This window comes from Pseudomonas sp. FW305-3-2-15-C-LB1 (assembly GCF_058787615.1).
Genome location: NZ_JBYSZX010000023.1, coordinates 58,731 through 79,193 on the forward strand (window position 1 = coordinate 58,731; position 20,463 = coordinate 79,193).

General features: G+C 62.8%; 16 protein-coding genes. 15 read left to right on the forward strand and 1 reads right to left on the reverse strand.

The features are described 5' to 3' along the window. Nucleotides 1-89: 89 nt before the first annotated feature. Genes AC3WP7_RS28035 through AC3WP7_RS28045 form a run of 3 tightly spaced genes read left to right on the forward strand, consistent with a single transcriptional unit; the run spans nucleotide 90 to nucleotide 5,657 of the window. Nucleotides 90-1,328: a TolC family protein gene (locus AC3WP7_RS28035; RefSeq protein WP_093126950.1), complete on the forward strand. Its 1,239-nt coding sequence runs from the start codon at nucleotides 90-92 to the stop codon at nucleotides 1,326-1,328. Beyond that, nucleotides 1,321-2,562: an efflux RND transporter periplasmic adaptor subunit gene (locus AC3WP7_RS28040; protein WP_256579977.1), complete on the forward strand. Its 1,242-nt coding sequence runs from the start codon at nucleotides 1,321-1,323 to the stop codon at nucleotides 2,560-2,562. The genes AC3WP7_RS28035 and AC3WP7_RS28040 overlap by 8 nt, the downstream gene beginning before the upstream one ends. Further along, nucleotides 2,559-5,657 carry an efflux RND transporter permease subunit gene (locus AC3WP7_RS28045; RefSeq protein WP_102592861.1) on the forward strand — a complete coding sequence of 1,033 codons (3,099 nt, stop codon included), beginning with the start codon at nucleotides 2,559-2,561 and terminating at the stop codon, nucleotides 5,655-5,657. Before AC3WP7_RS28040 ends, AC3WP7_RS28045 begins: the two co-directional genes overlap by 4 nt. A 115-nt stretch (nucleotides 5,658-5,772) precedes the next feature. Here AC3WP7_RS28045 and AC3WP7_RS28050 read toward each other — a convergent pair whose 3' ends face one another. Further along, the gene (locus tag AC3WP7_RS28050; RefSeq protein ID WP_058425739.1) at nucleotides 5,773-6,681 is read right to left on the reverse strand and encodes a MurR/RpiR family transcriptional regulator; all 909 of its coding nucleotides are present in this window, start codon (nucleotides 6,679-6,681) and stop codon (nucleotides 5,773-5,775) included. 283 nt (nucleotides 6,682-6,964) lie between these two features. Between AC3WP7_RS28050 and AC3WP7_RS28055 the strand changes: the two genes are divergently transcribed. From AC3WP7_RS28055 to AC3WP7_RS28110, 12 genes are all read left to right on the forward strand, one after another. Further along, complete coding sequence (locus AC3WP7_RS28055; RefSeq protein WP_102592862.1) at nucleotides 6,965-8,902, forward strand: bifunctional 5-dehydro-2-deoxygluconokinase/5-dehydro-2-deoxyphosphogluconate aldolase; 1,938 nt, start codon at nucleotides 6,965-6,967, stop codon at nucleotides 8,900-8,902. Between the two features lie 170 nt (nucleotides 8,903-9,072). Then, a complete protein-coding gene (gene iolE, locus AC3WP7_RS28060) occupies nucleotides 9,073-9,966 on the forward strand; it encodes a myo-inosose-2 dehydratase (protein ID WP_093126966.1) in 894 nt (297 codons plus the stop codon). Then, a complete protein-coding gene (gene iolB, locus AC3WP7_RS28065; protein ID WP_092245574.1) occupies nucleotides 9,963-10,751 on the forward strand; it encodes a 5-deoxy-glucuronate isomerase in 789 nt (262 codons plus the stop codon). Before iolE ends, iolB begins: the two co-directional genes overlap by 4 nt. A gap of 29 nt (nucleotides 10,752-10,780) precedes the next feature. Next, nucleotides 10,781-11,596: a TIM barrel protein gene (locus AC3WP7_RS28070; protein ID WP_092245571.1), complete on the forward strand. Its 816-nt coding sequence runs from the start codon at nucleotides 10,781-10,783 to the stop codon at nucleotides 11,594-11,596. Between the two features lie 10 nt (nucleotides 11,597-11,606). Further along, the gene (iolD, locus tag AC3WP7_RS28075; RefSeq protein ID WP_102592863.1) at nucleotides 11,607-13,538 is read left to right on the forward strand and encodes a 3D-(3,5/4)-trihydroxycyclohexane-1,2-dione acylhydrolase (decyclizing); all 1,932 of its coding nucleotides are present in this window, start codon (nucleotides 11,607-11,609) and stop codon (nucleotides 13,536-13,538) included. A gap of 19 nt (nucleotides 13,539-13,557) precedes the next feature. After that, nucleotides 13,558-14,568, forward strand: coding sequence for a bifunctional inositol 2-dehydrogenase/D-chiro-inositol 1-dehydrogenase (iolG, locus tag AC3WP7_RS28080; RefSeq protein WP_092245565.1), 1,011 nt, complete (start codon nucleotides 13,558-13,560; stop codon nucleotides 14,566-14,568). 91 nt (nucleotides 14,569-14,659) lie between these two features. Further along, nucleotides 14,660-15,688 (forward strand): Gfo/Idh/MocA family protein, encoded by a 1,029-nt coding sequence (locus AC3WP7_RS28085; protein ID WP_071490056.1) that lies wholly within the window; start codon nucleotides 14,660-14,662, stop codon nucleotides 15,686-15,688. A 151-nt stretch (nucleotides 15,689-15,839) separates the two neighbouring features. Next, nucleotides 15,840-16,016, forward strand: coding sequence for a hypothetical protein (locus AC3WP7_RS28090; protein WP_163033238.1), 177 nt, complete (start codon nucleotides 15,840-15,842; stop codon nucleotides 16,014-16,016). A gap of 48 nt (nucleotides 16,017-16,064) precedes the next feature. Further along, nucleotides 16,065-16,994, forward strand: a complete 930-nt coding sequence (locus AC3WP7_RS28095) for a sugar ABC transporter substrate-binding protein (RefSeq protein ID WP_071490055.1) — start codon at nucleotides 16,065-16,067, stop codon at nucleotides 16,992-16,994. Nucleotides 16,995-17,059: 65 nt separating this feature from the next. Continuing rightward, the gene (locus tag AC3WP7_RS28100; protein WP_102592864.1) at nucleotides 17,060-18,613 is read left to right on the forward strand and encodes a sugar ABC transporter ATP-binding protein; all 1,554 of its coding nucleotides are present in this window, start codon (nucleotides 17,060-17,062) and stop codon (nucleotides 18,611-18,613) included. 26 nt (nucleotides 18,614-18,639) lie between these two features. Next, nucleotides 18,640-19,662 carry an ABC transporter permease gene (locus AC3WP7_RS28105; protein ID WP_016975559.1) on the forward strand — a complete coding sequence of 341 codons (1,023 nt, stop codon included), beginning with the start codon at nucleotides 18,640-18,642 and terminating at the stop codon, nucleotides 19,660-19,662. Between the two features lie 331 nt (nucleotides 19,663-19,993). Beyond that, entirely contained in the window at nucleotides 19,994-20,398 is a 405-nt protein-coding gene (locus AC3WP7_RS28110) for a TraR/DksA family transcriptional regulator (RefSeq protein ID WP_003191666.1), read from the forward strand. Nucleotides 20,399-20,463 lie beyond the last annotated feature (65 nt).

The following is a 20,463-nucleotide window of genomic DNA, read 5'->3' on the forward strand; positions in this document are numbered from 1 at the left end:
TGCACCTCAAGACGCATCCCCTGACCGGGATGGTTTTGCTGTGGGCCGCCTGACGCGGTGCACAGCGCAACGGAACAGGAATTTTCAACATGAATGCCTCCTACATGCGCGCCCTGGTGGTGGGCGTGCTGGCGTGGCCGGCGTTGGCGAACGCGCTGACCCTGGACGACGCCCTGCGCCTGGCGCAAAACAATGCACCGTCGCTGCTGGCCGAGTCGGCCAAGTTGCAGGCCGCCACCCAGGCGGCGATCCCGGCGGGCGAATTGCCTGACCCGAAGCTGGTGGTCGGCCTGCAGGACTTTCCCATTGGCGGGCCCAATCGCGGCACGTTGTATGGCGACGAGATGACGCAACAGATGATCGGCATCCAGCAACAGGTGCCTAGCCGCGACAAGCGCAAGGCCCGGGTCGAGCTGGCCGATGCAACCGTCGAGCGGGCGGCCGCCGAAGGGCGCATCGAGCGCCTCAACGTGCGCCAGGCCACGGCCCAGGCGTGGATTCGTGCGTATGCGGTCGCGCGCAAGCAAGCCCTGTTCAAGGACTTCTACCAACAGAACCGCCTGTTGCAAGACACCGTGCGTGCGCAGTTGGCCGGCGGCCGTGGCCAGGCCGCCGACGCGGTCATCCCCCGGCAGGAAGCCGCGGAGCTTGCCGGGCGCGAAGATGAGTTGACCCAGCAACGTACCCAGGCCCGCGCCGCGCTCAAGCGCTGGATCGGCCCGGCCGCCAACGAAGCCCCCAGCGGGCAACTGCCCGACTGGACCTTCGACCCCCATAGCCTGAACCACAACCTGCATCAGCACCCGGCACTGCAAGCCTACGTGCCGCGCACCCGTGAAGCGCAGGCGCGGTTGCAGGAGGCCAAGGCGCAAAAGACCTCGGACTGGAGTTGGGAGGTCGATTACGGGCACCGCAGCCGTGAGTTCGGTGACATGGTCAACGTGCAGTTCACCTTTGACTTGCCGATCTTCCCCGGCCGTCGACAAAACCCCGGCATCGCCGCCAAGCAGGCCGAGTTGGACCAACTCGACGCCGAGCGCGAAGCCGCTACCCGTGAGCATATCCAGATGCTCGATGACGACCTGGCCGACTACCAGCGCCTGGACCGTGCGGTGCAGCGCAGTCAGGACAGCCTAGTGCCGCTGGCCGAGGAAAAAGTCAGCTTGAGCCTGGCCGGCTATCGCGCTGGCAAAGGCGACTTGATGACGCTGGTCAACGCGCGCCGTGAACTGGTCGAAGCCCGTTTCAAACAGATCGATGCCATCGAGCAACGCGCCCTGGTCGGTGCGCAGCTGTATTTCGCCTATGGGGAACCCGCCAATGAATAATTCAATCGTGGCCGCTGTATTGCTGCTGGGCCTGGGAGCGGGCTACGGGCTGGCGCAGTGGCAGCCCGGCGCCTCATCCATGCCCGCCAAGGCCGACAGGCAGGCGCTGTACTGGTACGACCCGATGTTCCCGCAACAACAGTTCGATAAGCCCGGCAAGTCGCCGTTCATGGACATGCAGTTGGTGCCGCGCTACGCCGACGGGGCCGCATCGGCGGCCACGCCGGCGGCCACGCCGGCGGTGCAGATTGACCCAGGCCTGGCGCAGAACATCGGCGTGCGCCTGGCGAGCGTGAGCCGCGGCGTGCTGACGTCCCGCCTGGAGCTGTCGGGCATTCTGGCCTTCAACGAGCGTGATGTGGCGGTGGTGCAGGCGCGGGCGGCGGGGTTTGTCGAGCGGGTCTACGCACGGGCACCGGGGGATGTGCTCAAGGCTGGCGCGCCATTGGTGGACCTGCTGATACCCGAGTGGGCGGCCGCCCAGGAAGAGTTCCTGGCCCTGCGGCGCAGCGGCGAGCGCGGCTTGATCGACGCTGCCCGCCAACGCCTGCGTCTGAGCGGGATGCCGGCGGGGTTGATTGCGCAGATGGAGCGCAGCGGCCAGGTGCAGTCGGTCCTGACCGTGACCAGCCCGATCAGCGGCGCACTGCAAACCCTTGAGGTGCGCGAAGGCATGACGGTGACGCCGGGGCAGACCCTGGCGCGGTTCAACGGCCTGGATCAGGTGTGGTTGCAGGTCGCCGTGCCTGAAGCCCAAGGCGCAATGTTGAACGTGGGGCAACGGGTGCAGAGCCACTTTGTCGGTTTACCGGGCAAGACGCTCGACGGCACGGTCAGCGCGATCTTGCCTGCCACCGCCATGGACAGCCGCACTGTGCAAGTGCGGGTCGAGCTGCCCAACCCCGACGGCGCCCTGCGCCCTGGCATGACCGCCCAGGTCAGTCTGGCGCAGACCGGCGGGCAAGCGCTGTTGCAGGTGCCCAGCGAAGCGTTGATCCGCACCGGCAAGCGCGTGCTGGTGATGCTGGCCGAGGAGGGCGGGCACTATCGTCCGGTCGAGGTTGAAACCGGGGTAGAAAACCAGGACCACACGGTGATCCTCAGCGGCCTGCAGGAAGGTCAGCAGGTGGTCGCCTCCGGGCAGTTCCTGCTCGACTCCGAGGCCAGTCTCAAGGGCGTTACGGCCACCGCGGCCGAAGCAGCGATGAACATGCAGCCGGGAGCCCAGCCATGATCGCCCTGTTGATTCGCTGGTCGGTGGCCAATCGTTTTCTGGTGCTGCTCGCCACCTTGTTCATCACCGCGTGGGGTGTCTGGTCGGTGCAGAACACACCCGTCGACGCTTTGCCAGATCTCTCGGATGTGCAGGTGATCATCCGCACCCCGTACCCGGGCCAGGCGCCGCAGATCGTCGAGAACCAGGTCACGTACCCGATGACCACCACCATGCTCTCGGTGCCGGGGGCCAAGACCGTGCGCGGTTTTTCGTTCTTCGGCGACAGCTACGTGTACGTGTTGTTCGACGAAGGCACCGACCTGTACTGGGCGCGCTCGCGGGTGCTGGAATACCTCAGCCAGTTGCAGGCGCGGCTGCCCGCATCAGCCAAACCGTCATTGGGGCCGGACGCCACCGGCGTGGGCTGGATCTACCAGTACGCCTTGGTGGACCCCACCGGCCAGCACGACCTGGCGCAATTGCGCGCGTTGCAGGACTGGTTCCTCAAGTTCGAACTCAAGACCCTGCCAAACGTGGCGGAGGTCGCTACCATCGGCGGCCAGGTCAAGCAATATCAGGTGCAGCTCGATCCGCTGGCCCTGGCCAGTCGCGGCATCACCCAGGTACAGGTGAAAGCAGCGATTGACCAGGCCAACCAGGAAGCCGGCGGCTCGGTATTGAACCTGGGCGAGTCCGAGTATGTGGTGCGCGCCTCCGGCTACCTGAAGAATCTCTCCGACTTCCGTGCCATCCCGCTGCGCCTGGACGCCAACAATGTGCCGGTCACCCTCGGCGACGTGGCGAACATCCAGCTGGGCCCGGACCTGCGCCGGGGCATCAGTGAGCTGGACGGTGAGGGCGAAGCGGTCGGCGGCGTGGTAATCCTGCGCAGCGGCAAGAATGCGCGGGAAGCCATCGCGGCGGTCAAGACCAAACTCGAGCAGTTGAAAAGCAGCCTGCCGCCCGGTGTTGAAATCGTCACCACCTACGACCGCAGCAAGCTGATCGACCGTGCCGTGGATAACCTCAGCCATAAACTGCTGGAAGAGTTCCTGGTGGTGGCGCTGGTGTGCGGAATTTTCCTGTGGCACCTGCGTTCGTCCCTGGTGGCGATCATCTCGTTGCCGGTGGGCGTATTGATCGCGTTTATCGTCATGCGTTTCCAGGGCATCAACGCCAACATCATGTCCCTGGGCGGCATTGCGATCGCCATTGGCGCGATGGTCGATGCGGCGGTGGTGATGATCGAAAACGCCCACAAGAAAATCGAAGCCTGGCACCACGCCCATCCCGGCCGGGAACTCAAGGGCGATGAGCACTGGAAGGTGATGACGGACGCCGCGGTCGAGGTGGGCCCGGCGCTGTTTTTCTGCCTGCTGATCATTACGCTGTCGTTTATTCCGATGTTCACCTTGCAGGCCCAGGAAGGCCGTCTGTTCGGGCCGCTGGCCTACACCAAGACCTACGCCATGGCGGCCGCCGCCGGGTTGTCGGTGACCCTGGTCCCGGTGCTGATGGGCTACTGGATTCGCGGACGCATACCCGACGAGCAACGCAACCCGCTCAATCGCGGCCTGATCAAGCTCTACCAGCCGGCGCTGGAGGCGGTGCTGCGCTGGCCGCGCATGACCTTGCTGGTGGCGCTGCTGATGGTGGCGAGCGCGCTGTGGCCCGTGTCGAAACTGGGCGGGGAATTCCTGCCGCCGCTGGATGAGGGCGACTTGCTGTACATGCCTTCGGCGCTGCCGGGCTTGTCGACACAGACGGCGGGTGAATTGCTGCAACGCACCGACCGCCTGATCAAGACCGTGCCCGAAGTCGCTCACGTATTTGGCAAGGCCGGTCGTGCCGAAACCGCCACCGACCCGGCGCCGCTGGAGATGTTCGAGACCACCATCGCGTTCAAGCCCAAGGATCAATGGCGCCCCGGCATGACCCCGGACAAACTGGTCAAGGAGCTGGACCGCGTGGTGCAGGTGCCGGGCCTGACCAATATCTGGATTCCGCCGATCCGCAACCGCATCGACATGCTGGCCACCGGGGTCAAGAGCCCGATTGGCGTAAAGGTCGCAGGCACCCGCCTGATGCAGATCGATGCGGTGACCCAGGCCGTGGAGAAAGTCGCCAAGACCGTGCCGGGCGTGAGTTCGGCGTTGGCCGAACGCCTGACCGGCGGGCGCTACATCGATGTCGACATCGACCGTGCTGCCGCCGCGCAATACGGGCTGAACATCAGCGATGTGCAGTCCATCGTATCGGGCGCGGTGGGCGGTGAAACCATTGGCGAAACCGTGGAAGGCCTGGCGCGTTTCCCCATCAGCCTGCGCTACCCGAAGGAATGGCGCGACTCGGTGGAGGCGCTACGCAACCTGCCGGTGTACACGCCGCAGGGCAGCCAGATCACTTTGGGCACGGTCGCCAGGATCAAGGTCAATGATGGTCCGCCGATGCTCAAGAGCGAAAACGCGCGGCCTTCCGGCTGGGTCTATATCGACGTGCGTGATCGTGACCTGGCCTCGGTGGTCAGGGACCTGCGTGCGGCGATCAACCAGCAGGTGCAACTGCAACCGGGCATGAGCCTCAGTTATTCGGGGCAGTTCGAGTTCCTCGAACGCGCCAATCAGCGCCTGAAGCTGGTGGTGCCGGCCACCTTGCTGATCATCTTTGTACTGCTGTACCTGACCTTTCGCCGGGTGGGGGAGGCGTTGCTGATCCTGGCGACCTTGCCGTTCGCGTTGACCGGCGGCGTGTGGCTGCTTTACTGGCTGGGCTTCAACCTGTCGGTGGCCACGGGCGTGGGCTTTATCGCGCTGGCGGGGGTGTCGGCGGAGTTCGGCGTGATCATGCTGCTGTACCTGAAGAACGCCTGGGCCGAGCGCAACGATGGCAATCTATTGGCGGCCATCACCGAAGGCGCAGTCATGCGGGTTCGGCCCAAGGCGATGACGGTGGCGGTGATCATCGCCGGGCTACTGCCGATTTTGCTGGGCAGCGGCACCGGCAGTGAGGTGATGAGCCGGATTGCTGCGCCGATGATTGGCGGGATGCTGACGGCGCCGTTGCTCTCGCTGTTCGTCATTCCCGCAGCCTACTACCTGATGCGCCGCCGATAAACATGTGGGAGGGGGCTTGCCCCCGATAGCGCAGGATCAGGCACAAATCCAGTGACTGACACACCGCTATCGGGAGCAAGCTCCCTCCCACAGGGGAACTCCAATGCCGGCAGCTTCAGTCGTCAAACCCGACCTGCTCGTGAATCTCATCCACCTTCAACTCCAACCGGTACGCCACCGCAATAAACAACGCCTGGCACAGGCACAAGGTGGCACTCAACGAGCGGAAGGCGAACGACGAGCCTTCATTCACCAACAGCACCGCGTTAGCCCGCTTGGCCAGGGGCGACAGGTTGCTGTCGGTGATGATCAGCGTCTTGGCCTGGTGGTGCTGGGCGATGCGCAGGCAGTGCTGGGTCTCTTTGCCGTAGGGCGTGAAACTGATGGCGATCACCAGGTCATTGGCGCGCACGCTGCGCATCTGCTCGCGATAGCTGCCGCCCAGGCCCGAGATCAGGTGGATGCGCTTGTTGGTGTGCTGCAGGTTGTAGACCAGGTAATCGGCCACCGCAAAAGAGCGGCGCACGCCGACTACGTAGATATTGTCGGCATTCACCACCAGGTCCACGGCTTTGTCGAACGCGGCATCGTCCAGCTCCAGCCCCAGACGCTCGATGCCGGACAAGGTCGCGTTGACGCATTCGCGCGCCAGGTCGCCGCCGCTGGCTTTCTGCGACTTGTTGGCGATCATGCTGCGGATGCGTTGCTGGTAGTTCTGCACCGGCGTGGTCTTGTGGGTGTAGGCCTCGCGGAACAGCGCCTGCATCTCGCTGAACCCACTGAACCCGAAACGCTGCGAGAAACGCACGATGGCCGACGGGTGCACTTCGCATTCACGGGCGATGTCGCTGATGCGGTCGACCATGATCCGGTCGCTCTGCTGGCTCATGTAGCTGGCGATGCGCTTGAGCTGGCGCGGCAGGCTCTCGTATTCGTCGGTGATCAGCTGCAACAGGCGCTCGGCATTGATCGGAGGGCTGGCGATAGAGTCTTCCAGGGTGGTCTCGGGATCGGTGCGGGACATGGGCAATCCTTCTGGCGTATTCGTCTGTTGCGCTGATGGGTGGCGCAAGTCTACAGGGTAGGCGCAAAAAAATACCCCGGCATCACGGCCGGCGTGGCCTGCTGAAACGATGCACTGTGGTGGGAGCGCCCCTGCAGGAGCTTAATGGAAAAAATATTCCAATGAAAAAATATATGGAATAAATATTGATTGGCGCCGCCGGACGTTCTAGTCTGCTCCCACCAAGAGCGTTTGCCGCCCCACGGCGGCACAACGCAGGCTGATAAAAATAACAGGAGCCAGCATGGGCCAGACTCGTTTTGCCAGTGGGCGTCAATTGGATCTGATTTGCCTCGGGCGCCTGGGCGTCGACCTCTATGCACAGCAAGTCGGTGCGCGGCTTGAGGACGTGTCCAGCTTCGCCAAGTACCTCGGCGGGTCCTCCGCCAACATCGCCTTCGGCACCGCCAGGCTCGGGCTCAAGTCGGCGATGCTGAGCCGGGTCGGCGACGACCACATGGGCCGCTTCCTGGTGGAGTCCCTGGCCCGCGAAGGCTGCGATGTCAGCGGCATCAAGGTCGACCCGGAACGCCTCACCGCCCTGGTGTTGCTCGGCCTCAAGGACCGTGAAACCTTCCCCCTGGTGTTCTACCGCGAAAACTGCGCCGACATGGCCCTGCGTGCCGAAGACGTCAACGAAGCCTTTATCGCATCCAGTAAAGCCCTGCTGATCACCGGCACGCATTTCTCCACCGACGGCGTGTACAAGGCCAGCATCCAGGCGCTGGATTACGCGGCCAGGCACAACGTCAAGCGTGTGCTGGATATCGACTACCGCCCGGTGCTGTGGGGCCTGGCGGGCAAGGCCGACGGCGAAACCCGTTTTGTTGCCGACCAGAATGTCAGCCAGCACGTGCAGAAGATCCTGCCGCGCTTCGACCTGATCGTCGGCACCGAAGAAGAATTCCTCATCGCGGGCGGCAGTGAAGACTTGCTCGCTGCCTTGCGCAAGGTGCGTGAACTGACCCCGGCGACCCTGGTGGTCAAGCTTGGCCCGCAAGGCTGCACGGTCATCCACGGCGCCATCCCCGCTCGCTTGGAAGACGGCGCCATCTACCCCGGCGTGCGCGTGGAAGTGCTTAACGTGCTGGGGGCCGGCGATGCGTTCATGTCGGGCTTCCTCAGCGGCTGGCTCAACGATGCCAGCGACGAGCGTTGCAGCCAGTTGGCCAATGCCTGCGGTGGCCTGGTGGTTTCGCGCCACGCCTGCGCACCGGCGATGCCGACGCCGGCGGAGCTGGAATACCTGTTCAACAGCCCGGTGCCGATTACCCGTCCGGACCAGGACGTGACCCTGCAACGCCTGCACCGTGTGACGGTACCGCGCAAACGCTGGAAGCAGCTGTTCGTGTTTGCCTTCGACCACCGCTGGCAACTGGTGGACCTGGCACAAAAGGGCGGCCAGGACCTTGCGCGCATCAGCGAGGCCAAGCAACTGTTTATCCAGGCCATCGAACGCGTCGAGCAAAAGCTCGCCGAACAAGGCGTAGAGGCCGATGTCGGCCTGCTCGCCGACCAGCGCTTCGGCCAGGACGCACTCAACGCCGCCAGCGGTCGTGGCTGGTGGATCGCGCGCCCGGTGGAAGTGCAGAACTCGCGGCCGCTGGCGTTCGAGCATGGCCGTTCGGTGGGCAGCAACCTGATTGCCTGGCCCCAGGAACAGATCATCAAGTGCCTGGTGCAATTCCACCCGGACGACGAACCCTTGCTGCGCCTGGAACAGGAAGCGCAACTGAAAGCGGTGTACGAGGCGTCGATTGTCAGCGGTCATGAACTGCTGCTGGAAGTCATCCCACCCAAAGACCACCCGTCCACCTATCCCGACGTGCTCTATCGCAGCCTCAAGCGCCTGTACAACCTGGGGATCTACCCGGCGTGGTGGAAGATCGAGGCGCAATCGGCCGAGGACTGGCGCAAGCTCGACGCCCTGATCCAGGAGCGCGACCCGTACTGCCGAGGCGTGGTGCTGCTGGGCCTGAATGCCTCGGCCGAATGCCTCGCCGATGGCTTCCAGCAGGCCCGCCTGAGCACCACCTGCCGAGGCTTTGCCGTGGGCCGCACGATCTTCCAGGCGCCGAGCCGGGCGTGGATGGCGGGGGAGATCGACGATGAAACCCTGATCCAGCAGGTGCAGGCCACGTTCGAACAACTGATCAACGCCTGGCGCAGTGCCCGAGGCTAAACCCGGTTCTTGATTTGAAATGCAATCCAATGTGGGAGGGGGCTTGCCCCCGATTGCGGTTGTTCAGTGACAGCAGTGGTGTCTGACACTCAGCTATCGGGGGCAAGCCCCCTCCCACATACAGCAAAAAGCAGATCTCAGTGATACCTGAAAATAATAAAGGTGCAGCCATGCCCGCAATCCGAATTGGCATCAACCCGATCTCCTGGAGCAACGACGACCTGCCGGCCCTGGGCGGTGAAACGCCCCTGAGCACCGCCCTCAGCGAAGGCAAGGAAATCGGCTACGAAGGCTTCGAGCTCAACGGCAAATTCCCCAAGGACGCCAAGGGCGTCGGCGATGTGTTGCGCCCGTATGACCTGGCGCTGGTCTCCGGCTGGTACTCCAGCCGCCTGGCCCGGCGCTCCGTGGCGGAAGAAATCGAGGCCATCGCCGGCCATGTCGAGTTGCTCAAACAGAACGGCGCCTCGGTACTGGTCTACGGCGAAGTGGCCGATTCGATCCAGGGCTCGCGCATCCGCCTGATCGAACGTCCGCGTTTCCACAGCGAACAGGCCTGGCAGGACTATGCCGACAAACTCACCGAACTGGCGCGGTTCACCCTGTCCCAGGGTGTGCGCCTGGCGTATCACCACCATATGGGCGCGTACGTCGAGTCCCCGGAAGACATCGACCAACTGATGCAACGCACCGGCCCCGAAGTCGGCCTGCTGTTCGATTCGGGCCATTGCTACATGGGCGGCGGCGAGCCTCTCGCGGTGCTGCGCAAACATATCGACCGCGTCTGTCATGTGCATTTCAAGGACGTGCGCAAACCGGTGGTGCAGCTGGCGCGCAACCAGATGTGGAGTTTTCCCGACTGCATCGTCAACGGCACCTTCACCGTGCCCGGCGATGGCGATATCGACTTCGCCGAACTGCTCGATGTGCTGCTGGCCGCCCACTATGAAGGTTGGCTGGTGGTGGAAGCCGAACAGGACCCGGCCGTGGCGCCCAGCTATATCTATGCGAAAAAAGGCTACGACACCTTGCGTGCGCTTCTGAATGAGAGGACCGGACAATGAGCTTGTTGGTCAAAAGCAGCAAACGCGGGCAGACCATGGTCGCCCTGGAGCCCGGGCGCCTGGAGTACGTAGGGTTCGCCGCCTACCGCCTGAGCCTGGGCGAAACCCTGCCGGTCAGCGCCGGAGACCAGGAGTTGTGCCTGGTATTGCTCAGCGGCCGCGTAAACATCGAGGGGGAGGGCTTCAACTGGCAGAACCTGGGGGATCGCCAATCGGTGTTTGAAGACAAATCGCCGTTCGCCGCTTACCTGCCGCCGGGCACCGATGCCCAGGTCACCGCCTTGAGTGATGTGCAGATTGCGGTCTGCGCCGCGCCCGGCGCCGAAGGCTACGAACCGCGGCTGATCCGCCCGCAAACCTGCAAGCGCAGCGTGCGCGGCAAAGGTGCCAACACCCGCTACGTGTGCGACATCCTGCCCGACAGCGAGCCAGCCCATTCGCTGCTGGTGGTGGAGGTGCGCACGCCGTCCGGGCATTCGTCGAGCTACCCGCCGCACAAACACGACACCGATGACTTGCCGCGCCAGAGCTTCCTCGAAGAGACCTACTACCACCAGATCAATCCGCCCCAGGGCTTTGTGTTCCAGCGCGTCTATACCGACGACCGCAGCATTGACCAGGCCATGGCCGTGGAAAACAGCGACCTGGTCGTCGTGCCCAAGGGCTATCACCCGGTCAGCGTGCCCTATGGCTACGAGTCCTATTACCTGAACGTGATGGCCGGCCCCAAGCGCGCCTGGCATTTCCACAACGACCCGCAGCACAGCTGGCTGCTGGACCTCTAATCAGCGGTTCTGGACGGAGAATAACAACAATGAAGTCGCCTCTACGTTTCGCCCTTAACCGCATGGTCGCGCCCAACCTGTCCCTGCCGGATTTCATCCAGCTGGCGGCGGCGCTCAAGTGCGATGCCATCGAGTTGCGCAATGACCTGGCGGACAAGCAGATCGAGTTCGGCACCCCGGCCAGCCGCGTGCGTGAGTTGTGCGCGGTGCAGGGCATCACGGTGCTGTCGATCAACGCGCTGTACCCCTTTGATGTGTGGAACGACGAGCGCCGTGCCCAGGCAATCCAGATGGCGACCTACGCCCGCGAGTGCGGCGCCCAGGGCCTGGTGATGTGCCCGCTCAACGAGCCGGGCGACACCCGCAACGAAGCCCAGCGTGCAGCCGGCTTGCGCACGGCCTTGAGCGAGCTGGCGCCGATCCTGCGCGAGTACGGCATCCTCGGGTTTATCGAGCCCCTGGGCTTTGAAGAGTGTGCGCTGCGGCGCAAGCGCGTGGCGGTGGACGCGATCATGTCCATCGGCGGCCTGGATGTGTTCCGCCTGGTGCACGACACCTTCCATCATCACCTGGCCAGCGAACATGAGTTCTTCCCGGAGTTGACCGGCCTGGTGCATATCTCCGGCGTCGAAGATGCCCAAGCGCCGCTGAGTTCGATTCGCGACGGCCACCGCGTGCTGGTGGGCGAGGGCGACATCCTCGGCAATGCGGCGCAGATCGACACCTTGCTCAGCACCGGCTACAGCGGCTACCTGTCGTTCGAGCCGTTTGCCGAGAGCGTGCACGGGCTGGTGGATATCCAGCAGGCCTTGGGCGCAAGCATCGCCCACCTGCAGAAACGATAAGGGGCGCGACATGACCACAACCCGACTGACCATGGCCCAGGCCCTGGTGAAGTTCCTGGACAACCAATACATCGAAGTCGATGGCGTGCAGAGCAAGTTCGTCGCCGGGGTGTTCACCATTTTCGGCCACGGCAACGTGCTGGGCCTGGGCCAGGCCCTGGAGCAGGACAGCGGCGACCTGGTGGTGCACCAGGGCCGCAACGAGCAAGGCATGGCCCATGCGGCGATCGGGTTCGCCAAGCAGCACCTGCGCCGCAAGATCTACGCGTGTACGGCGTCCGTCGGCCCAGGCGCTGCCAATATGCTGACCGCCGCCGCGACCGCCACGGCCAACCGTATCCCGTTGTTGCTGTTGCCCGGCGATGTGTACGCCAGCCGCCAGCCTGACCCGGTGCTGCAACAGATCGAGCAGTTCCACGACTTGAGCATCAGCACCAACGATGCCTTCCGCTCGGTCAGCAAATACTGGGACCGCATCAACCGCCCCGAGCAGTTGATGAGCGCCGCGATCCACGCCATGCGTGTGCTCACCGATCCGGCTGAAACCGGCGCGGTGACCCTGGCATTGCCCCAGGATGTGCAGGCCGAGGCCTGGGATTATCCGGATTATTTCCTGCACAAACGTGTGCACCGTATCGAGCGTCGCCCGGCCACCGGCGCGATGATCGGTGATGCATTGGCCGCCTTCCGGGGCAAGCGCAAGCCGCTGATCATCTGCGGTGGCGGTGTTAAGTACTCCGGCGCGAATGCCGCGCTGCAAGCCTTTGCCGAACGCTTTGATATTCCCTTCGCCGAGACCCAGGCGGGCAAGAGCGCCGTGGTCTCCAGCCATCCGCTGAACGTGGGTGGCATTGGCGAAACCGGCTGCCTGGCGGCCAACCTGCTGGCGCCCGAGGCCGACCTGATCATTGGTGTGGGCACGCGTTACACCGACTTCACCACCTCGTCCAAATCGCTGTTCAAGCACCCTGAGGTGACGTTCCTCAACCTCAACATCAGCCCCTGCGATGCCTTGAAGCTCGACGGCGTGCAAGTGCTGGCCGATGCGCAAATGGCCCTCGAAGCATTGGCCGATGCCCTCGGCGATTACCGCTCCGGCTGGGGTGGGCAGGTCGTCGCGGCCAAGGCGCAGTTGGACGCCGAAGTGGATCGTGTGCACCAGGTGGAATATGACGGCGACGGGTTTGTGCCCGAGGTCGACGACCGTCTCGACCGTGGCGTGCTGCGTGAATTCATCGAGCTGACCGGCTCGTGCCTGACCCAGAGCCGTGTACTGGGTGTGCTCAACCAGACCCTTGCCGACGACGCGATCATCGTCGCCGCCGCCGGCAGCCTGCCCGGCGACCTGCAACGCGCCTGGCGCAGCAAGGGCGTCAACACCTACCACGTCGAATACGGCTACTCGTGCATGGGCTACGAGATCAACGCGGCGCTCGGCGTGAAACTCGCCGAGCCGACTAAAGAGGTGTACGCACTGGTCGGCGATGGCTCCTACATGATGCTGCACTCGGAGCTGGCCACCTCGATCCAGGAGCGGCGCAAGATCAACGTGGTGCTGCTCGACAACATGGCGTTCGGCTGCATCAACAACCTGCAGATCGGCAACGGCATGGACAGCTTCGGCACCGAATTCCGCTACCGCAACCCCGAGAGCGGCAAGCTCGACGGCGGCCTGGTGCCGGTGGACTTCGCCATGAGCGCGGCGGCCTATGGCTGCAAGACCTACAAGGTCAGCACCGTGGAGCAACTCGAAGCCGCGCTGGCGGATGCGCGTATACAAACGGTGTCGACGCTGATCGATATCAAGGTGCTGCCCAAGACCATGGTCCACGGCTACCTGTCGTGGTGGCGGGTGGGTGTGGCGCAAGTGTCCACCAGCGAACGCACGAATGCCGCTGCGAAAAAACTCAATGAACACCTGGCGAAGGCCCGGCAGTACTAATAACAAGAGGAGTGTTTGTATGTCTTTGAAGCTAGGTGTCATCGGTACAGGCGCTATCGGCCGGGACCATATCCGTCGTTGCAGCCAGACCTTGCTCAACAGCCAGGTGGTGGCGGTGACTGACATCAACCTGGAGCAGGCCGCCAAGGTCGTCGCCGATTTGAAGCTGGACGCCGAGGTGTACGCCGACGGCCATGCGCTGATCAACTCGCCGCAGGTCGAGGCCGTGCTGGTGACGTCCTGGGGACCGAGCCACGAAGAGTTTGTGCTCGCAGCGATTGCCGCCGGCAAACCGGTGTTCTGCGAGAAACCCCTGGCGGTCACCGCCGAGGGCTGTCGCAGGATCGTCGACGCCGAAGTCGCCTACGGCAAGCGCCTGGTGCAGGTCGGCTTCATGCGCCCGTATGACGAAGGCTATCGCGCACTCAAGGCCGTGATCGACAGCGGCCAGATCGGTGAGCCGCTGATGCTGCACTGCGCGCACCGTAACCCGACGGTGGGCGAAAACTACAAGACCGACATGGCGATCACCGACACCTTGATCCACGAACTGGATGTGCTCCGTTGGCTGCTCAATGACGACTACGTGTCGGTGCAGGTAGTGTTCCCGCGCAAATCCAGCAAGGCCCTGGCCCACCTGCGTGACCCGCAGATCGTGCTGTTGGAAACCGCCAAGGGCACGCGCATCGACGTGGAAGTGTTTGTGAATTGCCAGTACGGCTACGACATCCAGTGTGAAGTGGTGGGGGAGACCGGCATCGCCAAGCTGCCGGAGCCTTCCCAGGTGCAACTGCGCAGTGGCGCGAAGCTGTCCAACGCGATCCTGATGGACTGGAAGGATCGGTTTATCGGTGCGTATGACGTGGAATTGCAGGCGTTCATCGACAGTGTGCGCGCCGGGCAGGTCGGTGGGCCGTCGGCGTGGGATGGCTTTGCCGCAGCGGTGGCGGCGGATGCGTGTATTGAAGCGCAGGGCAGTGAGCAGATTGTGAAGGTGAGCTTGCCGGATCGCCCACGTTTCTACGGCTGAATCACTGAAGAAATGCTGTGAAAAATGTGGGAGGGGGCTTGCCCCCTCCCACATTTGAATCGGGTTTTCACTTCAAGCAAGGAGTGTAGGTATGCGAATCGGACTAGTCGGCTACGGCCATGGAGGGCGCTTCTTTCATGCGCCGCTGATTGCCACATTGGCCGGTGCCACATTTGTCGGCGTGGTCACCAGGTCTGCGGAACGCCGCCAGCAACTGGCAACCGACCACCCAGGCCTCAAGGCCTTCGACTCTATCGGCCAGATCGTCGAAGCCGGCGTCGACGCCCTGGTCATCTCCACCACCCTCAAGGGCCGCCCCGCGCTGGTACTCGAGGCCATCGAACACGGCGTAACCGTGGTCAGCGACAAACCCTTCGCCGCCAGCGCCGAACAGGCCCAGGCATTGATCACAGCCGCCGAACGCCAGGGCTCGCTGCTCAGCGTCTACCAGAACCGGCGCTGGGACTCGGACTACCTGACCCTGCGCAAACTCATCGACGCCGGCGCCCTGGGCACAATCACCCGCTTTGAATCCCGCGTGGAGCGCTACAGCCCGCAAGCCGTGGGCAACGCCAGCGGTGGCGGCTGGCTGCGCGACTTGGGCAGCCACCTGGTCGATCAGGCCCTGCAACTGTTCGGCCCGGTGGATCGGGTGTTCGCCCAGTTGCACTACACCGCCGAACACCCCACGGTGGACCACGGTTTTTTTGTCTCCCTGACCCATGCCAACGGCGTCATCTCGCACTTGTGGGGCAATGCCTTGCAGAACTGCCAGGCCCCGCGTTTCAGAGTCAGTGGCACCGCCGGTTGCTACACCGTCGACGGCCTGGACGGTCAGGAAGAAGCGCTGCTGGCCGGCAAGTCACCGAAAACCGAAGGCGAGCATTGGGGGGCAGAGGAACACCGACGCTGGGGCTGGTTCGAGCAAGGCGCGGAACGCGAGCGAGTGCCGTCGGAGAAAGGCTGCTGGACGCAGTTCTATCGCCAGTTGCAAATAGCCGTGCAAGGGCAGGGACCGCTGCCGGTGGATGCGTATGAAGCGCTGGAAACCACTCGTCTGTTGGACGCCGCGCGCCTGAGCGCGGAGCGCCGACAAGTGATCGAGACAGCTCTGCTGTAGGAGATTTCGATAAAAATAGAACAAAATTCTAAATAGTGTTGATATGGAAATTATTTTCCAATAAAGTCTTTTCCAGGTTGCAGAAAGTACGTCCGGACTCGATCCTGGCGACTCAACAAAAACAAGATCAAAAACAACCAGGTACCGTCAGATGAAAATCTTCAACGCTGTACTGCGAGTTTTACGCCCTGCCCACACGCCACGCGGACTGCCCCGCGCTCGGCCGTTCTACTTCTCCTTCCTTAATGTGCTGTGCGTCGAAAACCAGGGCGCGCTGGTCTGCTGCATTCCCGGCGCGCCGGTCGTCCGGCTGCCTGCCGAGCTCTGATAAACGCAACGTCCAGAAAACCAACAAGAAAGTGGAGACAGACCGTTCATGAAGACCCCGATCCGTTTTACCGCGCTGGCCTTGTCCATGCTGCTCGCCAGCGGTGTTGCCGCGGCTGCCGATCTCAAGATAGGCGTGAGCATGTCCGCCTTCGATGACACCTTCCTCACCTACCTGCGCGAAGACATGGACAAGCAAGCCAAGTCCTACCCCAAGGGTGACGGCGTGCAGTTGCAGTTCGAAGATGCCCGTGCCGACGTGGTCAAGCAGTTGAGCCAGGTCGAGAACTTTATCAGCCAGAAAGTCGACGCGATCATCGTCAACCCGGTGGACACCGCGTCGACAGCCAACATCATCAAGGCCGCCACGGCGGCGAAAATCCCCCTGGTGTTCGTCAACCGCCGTCCTGACAGCCCGACCCTGGCGCCGGGCGTAGCGGCGGTGACCTCCGACGACGTCGAGGCCGGCAAGCTGCAGATGCAGTACATCGCCGAAAAGCTCGGCGGCAAGGGCAATATCGTGATCCTGCTGGGCGATCTGGCGAACAACTCCACCACTAACCGCACCAAGGGGGTCAAGGAAGTCCTGACCCAATACCCGGGCATCAAGATCGAACAGGAACAGACCGGGATCTGGTTGCGTGACAAGGGCATGACCCTGGTCAACGACTGGCTGACCCAGGGCCGTGAATTCAACGCGGTGTTGGCCAACAACGATGAAATGGCCATTGGCGCGTCCATGGCGCTGAAATCGGCGGGCAAGAAGGGCGTGTTGATCGCTGGTGTCGATGGCACGCCGGACGGCTTGAACGCGATCACCAAGGGGGACATGACCGTGTCGGCCTTCCAGGATGCCAAGGGCCAGGCGGACAAGTCGGTGGAGACCGCGCGCAAGATGGCCCGGAACGAGCCTATCGAGCAGAACGTGGTGATCCCGTTCCAACTGATCACCCCGGACAACGTCAAAGACTTCAAGTAGTCCCTACATAACAACAATAAGCCGGCAGGGCGGTCGTGCCCGCCTTGCCGATGGAGTACCTCCCTATGCTCGCTCAAGCCGCTGTCTCGCAGCCTCCCGGTATCCAGCCGCTGCCGCTGGACGAACCCTACCTGCTGGAAATCGTCAACATCAGCAAAGGCTTTCCCGGCGTCGTGGCCCTGGCCGACGTGCAGTTGCGCGTTCGCCCTGGCACGGTGCTGGCGCTGATGGGCGAGAACGGTGCGGGCAAGTCGACGCTGATGAAAATCATCGCTGGCATCTACCAGCCCGATGCCGGCGAGATTCGCCTGCGCGGCAAGCCGATTGTGTTTGAAACCCCCCTGGCGGCCCAGAAGGCCGGGATCGCGATGATCCACCAGGAACTCAACCTGATGCCGCACATGAGCATCGCCGAGAACATCTGGATCGGCCGCGAGCAGCTCAACAGCCTGCACATGGTCAACCACCGCGAAATGCATCGCTGCACCGCCGAGTTGCTGGCGCGCCTGCGCATCAACCTGGACCCCGAGGAACACGTGGGCAACCTGAGCATCGCCGAACGGCAGATGGTCGAGATTGCCAAGGCGGTGTCCTATGACTCCGACATCCTGATCATGGATGAGCCGACCTCGGCCATTACCGAGAAGGAAGTGGCCCATCTGTTTTCGATCATTGCCGACCTCAAGGCTCAGGGCAAAGGCATCGTCTACATCACGCACAAAATGAACGAAGTGTTCGCCATCGCCGATGAAGTGGCGGTGTTCCGCGACGGCCAGTACATCGGCCTGCAGCGCGCCGACAGCATGAACAGCGACAGCCTGATCTCGATGATGGTCGGCCGTGAGCTGAGCCAATTGTTCCCGGTGCGCGAGACGCCCATCGGCGATCTGCTGCTGTCGGTACGCGACCTTAGCCTGGACGGCGTGTTCAAGGACGTGTCCTTCGATCTGCATGCCGGCGAAATCCTCGGCATCGCCGGGTTGATGGGCTCGGGCCGTACCAACGTGGCCGAAACCATTTTCGGCATCACCCCCAGCAGCGGCGGCCAGATCACCCTGGATGGAAAGGCGGTGCGCATTACCGACCCGCACATGGCCATCGAGAAAGGTTTTGCCCTGTTGACCGAGGACCGCAAGCTCAGTGGCCTGTTCCCGTGCCTGTCGGTGCTGGAAAACATGGAAATGGCGGTGCTGCCGCACTACACCGGCAACGGCTTTATCCAGCAGAAAGCCCTGCGAGCGCTGTGCGAAGACATGTGCAAGAAGCTGCGGGTGAAAACCCCGTCCCTTGAGCAGTGCATCGACACCTTGTCCGGCGGCAACCAGCAGAAGGCCTTGCTCGCACGCTGGCTGATGACCAACCCGCGCCTGCTGATCCTCGATGAACCGACCCGGGGCATCGACGTGGGCGCCAAGGCCGAGATCTACCGGCTGATCTCGTTCCTCGCCAGTGAAGGCATGGCGGTGATCATGATTTCTTCCGAGTTGCCCGAAGTGCTGGGCATGAGCGACCGGGTCATGGTGATGCACGAGGGCGAATTGATGGGCACCCTGAACCGCAGCGATGCGACCCAGGAAAAAGTCATGCAGTTGGCCTCCGGGATGACCGCAGTCCACTGACGTACAGAATAAAAAGGTGATGGGCTATGAACGCAATAACGGATAACAAACCTGCGACGGTGCCAACCAAAAGTCGTCGACGCATGCCCACCGAGCTGAGCATCTTTCTGGTGCTGATCGGCATTGGCCTGGTGTTTGAATTGTTCGGCTGGATCGTGCGCGACCAGAGCTTCCTGATGAACTCCCAGCGCCTGGTGCTGATGATCCTGCAAGTGTCGATCATCGGCCTGCTGGCAATTGGCGTGACACAGGTGATCATCACGACGGGGATCGATCTGTCTTCGGGCTCGGTGCTGGCACTTTCGGCGATGATTGCTGCCAGTTTGGCGCAGACGTCCGATTTTTCCCGGGCGGTGTTCCCCAGCCTGACCGACTTGCCGGTATGGATTCCAGTGGCCATGGGGCTGGGCGTAGGACTGTTGGCGGGGGCGATCAACGGCAGCATCATTGCTGTCACCGGCATTCCGCCGTTCATTGCCACCCTGGGCATGATGGTCTCGGCCCGTGGCCTGGCGCGTTACTACACCGAAGGCCAGCCGGTGAGCATGCTCTCGGACTCGTACACGGCCATTGGCCACGGCGCGATGCCGGTGATCATCTTCCTGGTGGTGGCGGTGATCTTCCACATCGCCCTGCGCTACACCAAGTACGGCAAGTACACCTACGCCATCGGCGGTAACATGCAGGCGGCGCGCACCTCTGGGATCAACGTCAAGCGCCACCTGATCATCGTGTACAGCATCGCCGGTCTGCTGGCAGGTCTGGCCGGGGTGGTGGCTTCGGCACGTGCTGCGACCGGGCAGGCGGGCATGGGCATGTCCTATGAACTGGATGCGATTGCCGCAGCGGTCATTGGCGGTACCAGCCTGGCGGGCGGGGTAGGGCGCATTACCGGCACGGTGATCGGCGCTCTGATCCTCGGGGTGATGGCCAGCGGGTTTACCTTTGTCGGGGTGGATGCGTATATCCAGGACATCATCAAGGGGCTGATCATTGTGGTGGCTGTGGTCATCGACCAATACCGCAACAAGCGCAAGCTCAAGCGCTGAGGCGCAGCGGCAAGCCTCAAGCTGCAAGCATGCTGATGTTTGCAGCTTGTCGCTTGCCGCTTGCGGCTTATAGCTGCTTCACGAACTTTCCTGCTATAAACGCACTCCGATAACCATTCGCCAAGCCCTTCCTGGTGCCTTTTGGGGTTATCCGGGAAAAAATGCCTGTCATTTCAGTTGCTGCGCCCTCAAGTCGGCCTTAGACTGCCGCCCCTCGTAAATTGAGTGCCGGGTGGCGCTTGAAATGGACGGCGCCTTTCCGAGACCTGCAGAGGCCTTCCGGAACGCTCCCTTATTCGCCTTAATGCACGTATTTTTTATAGAGAAATCAATGACAAAGGAAAAGTTGCTGGCCATGCCGGCGGATGACTACATGAATGCCGAACAGCACGCTTTTTTCGAGAAGTTGCTGCAAGACATGAAAGTGGAACACCACGAGCGCATTGAACAGAACCGTATCGCCATTGAAAGCCTGGACACCCCGGCCGACCCGGCCGACGCCGCTTCCGTTGAAGAAGAGCGTACCTGGCTGGTCAACGCCATCGACCGCGACCAGCGCATGCTGCCGCAGCTTGAGCGCGCGTTGGAGCGCATCAAGGAAGATTCCTTTGGCTGGTGTGACGACAGCGGCGAGCCTATCGGCCTCAAGCGCCTGCTGATCAGCCCCACCACCAAGTACTGCATCGAAGCGCAAGAGCGCCACGAGCAGATCGACAAGCACCAGCGCCAAGCCTGATGCGTTGAAGCTGGGGGGCCGCCACGCGGTTCCCCAGGGCAAGATCCGTTACACCCTGTCTATTG

Coding starts and splice junctions, on each gene's coding strand:
- AC3WP7_RS28035 (WP_093126950.1), top strand. CDS start 90: ATGAATGCCTCCTACATGCGCGCCCTGGTGGTGGGCGTGCTGGCGTGG.
- AC3WP7_RS28040 (WP_256579977.1), top strand. CDS start 1,321: ATGAATAATTCAATCGTGGCCGCTGTATTGCTGCTGGGCCTGGGAGCG.
- AC3WP7_RS28045 (WP_102592861.1), top strand. CDS start 2,559: ATGATCGCCCTGTTGATTCGCTGGTCGGTGGCCAATCGTTTTCTGGTG.
- AC3WP7_RS28050 (WP_058425739.1), bottom strand. CDS start 6,681: ATGTCCCGCACCGATCCCGAGACCACCCTGGAAGACTCTATCGCCAGC.
- AC3WP7_RS28055 (WP_102592862.1), top strand. CDS start 6,965: ATGGGCCAGACTCGTTTTGCCAGTGGGCGTCAATTGGATCTGATTTGC.
- iolE (WP_093126966.1), top strand. CDS start 9,073: ATGCCCGCAATCCGAATTGGCATCAACCCGATCTCCTGGAGCAACGAC.
- iolB (WP_092245574.1), top strand. CDS start 9,963: ATGAGCTTGTTGGTCAAAAGCAGCAAACGCGGGCAGACCATGGTCGCC.
- AC3WP7_RS28070 (WP_092245571.1), top strand. CDS start 10,781: ATGAAGTCGCCTCTACGTTTCGCCCTTAACCGCATGGTCGCGCCCAAC.
- iolD (WP_102592863.1), top strand. CDS start 11,607: ATGACCACAACCCGACTGACCATGGCCCAGGCCCTGGTGAAGTTCCTG.
- iolG (WP_092245565.1), top strand. CDS start 13,558: ATGTCTTTGAAGCTAGGTGTCATCGGTACAGGCGCTATCGGCCGGGAC.
- AC3WP7_RS28085 (WP_071490056.1), top strand. CDS start 14,660: ATGCGAATCGGACTAGTCGGCTACGGCCATGGAGGGCGCTTCTTTCAT.
- AC3WP7_RS28090 (WP_163033238.1), top strand. CDS start 15,840: ATGAAAATCTTCAACGCTGTACTGCGAGTTTTACGCCCTGCCCACACG.
- AC3WP7_RS28095 (WP_071490055.1), top strand. CDS start 16,065: ATGAAGACCCCGATCCGTTTTACCGCGCTGGCCTTGTCCATGCTGCTC.
- AC3WP7_RS28100 (WP_102592864.1), top strand. CDS start 17,060: ATGCTCGCTCAAGCCGCTGTCTCGCAGCCTCCCGGTATCCAGCCGCTG.
- AC3WP7_RS28105 (WP_016975559.1), top strand. CDS start 18,640: ATGAACGCAATAACGGATAACAAACCTGCGACGGTGCCAACCAAAAGT.
- AC3WP7_RS28110 (WP_003191666.1), top strand. CDS start 19,994: ATGACAAAGGAAAAGTTGCTGGCCATGCCGGCGGATGACTACATGAAT.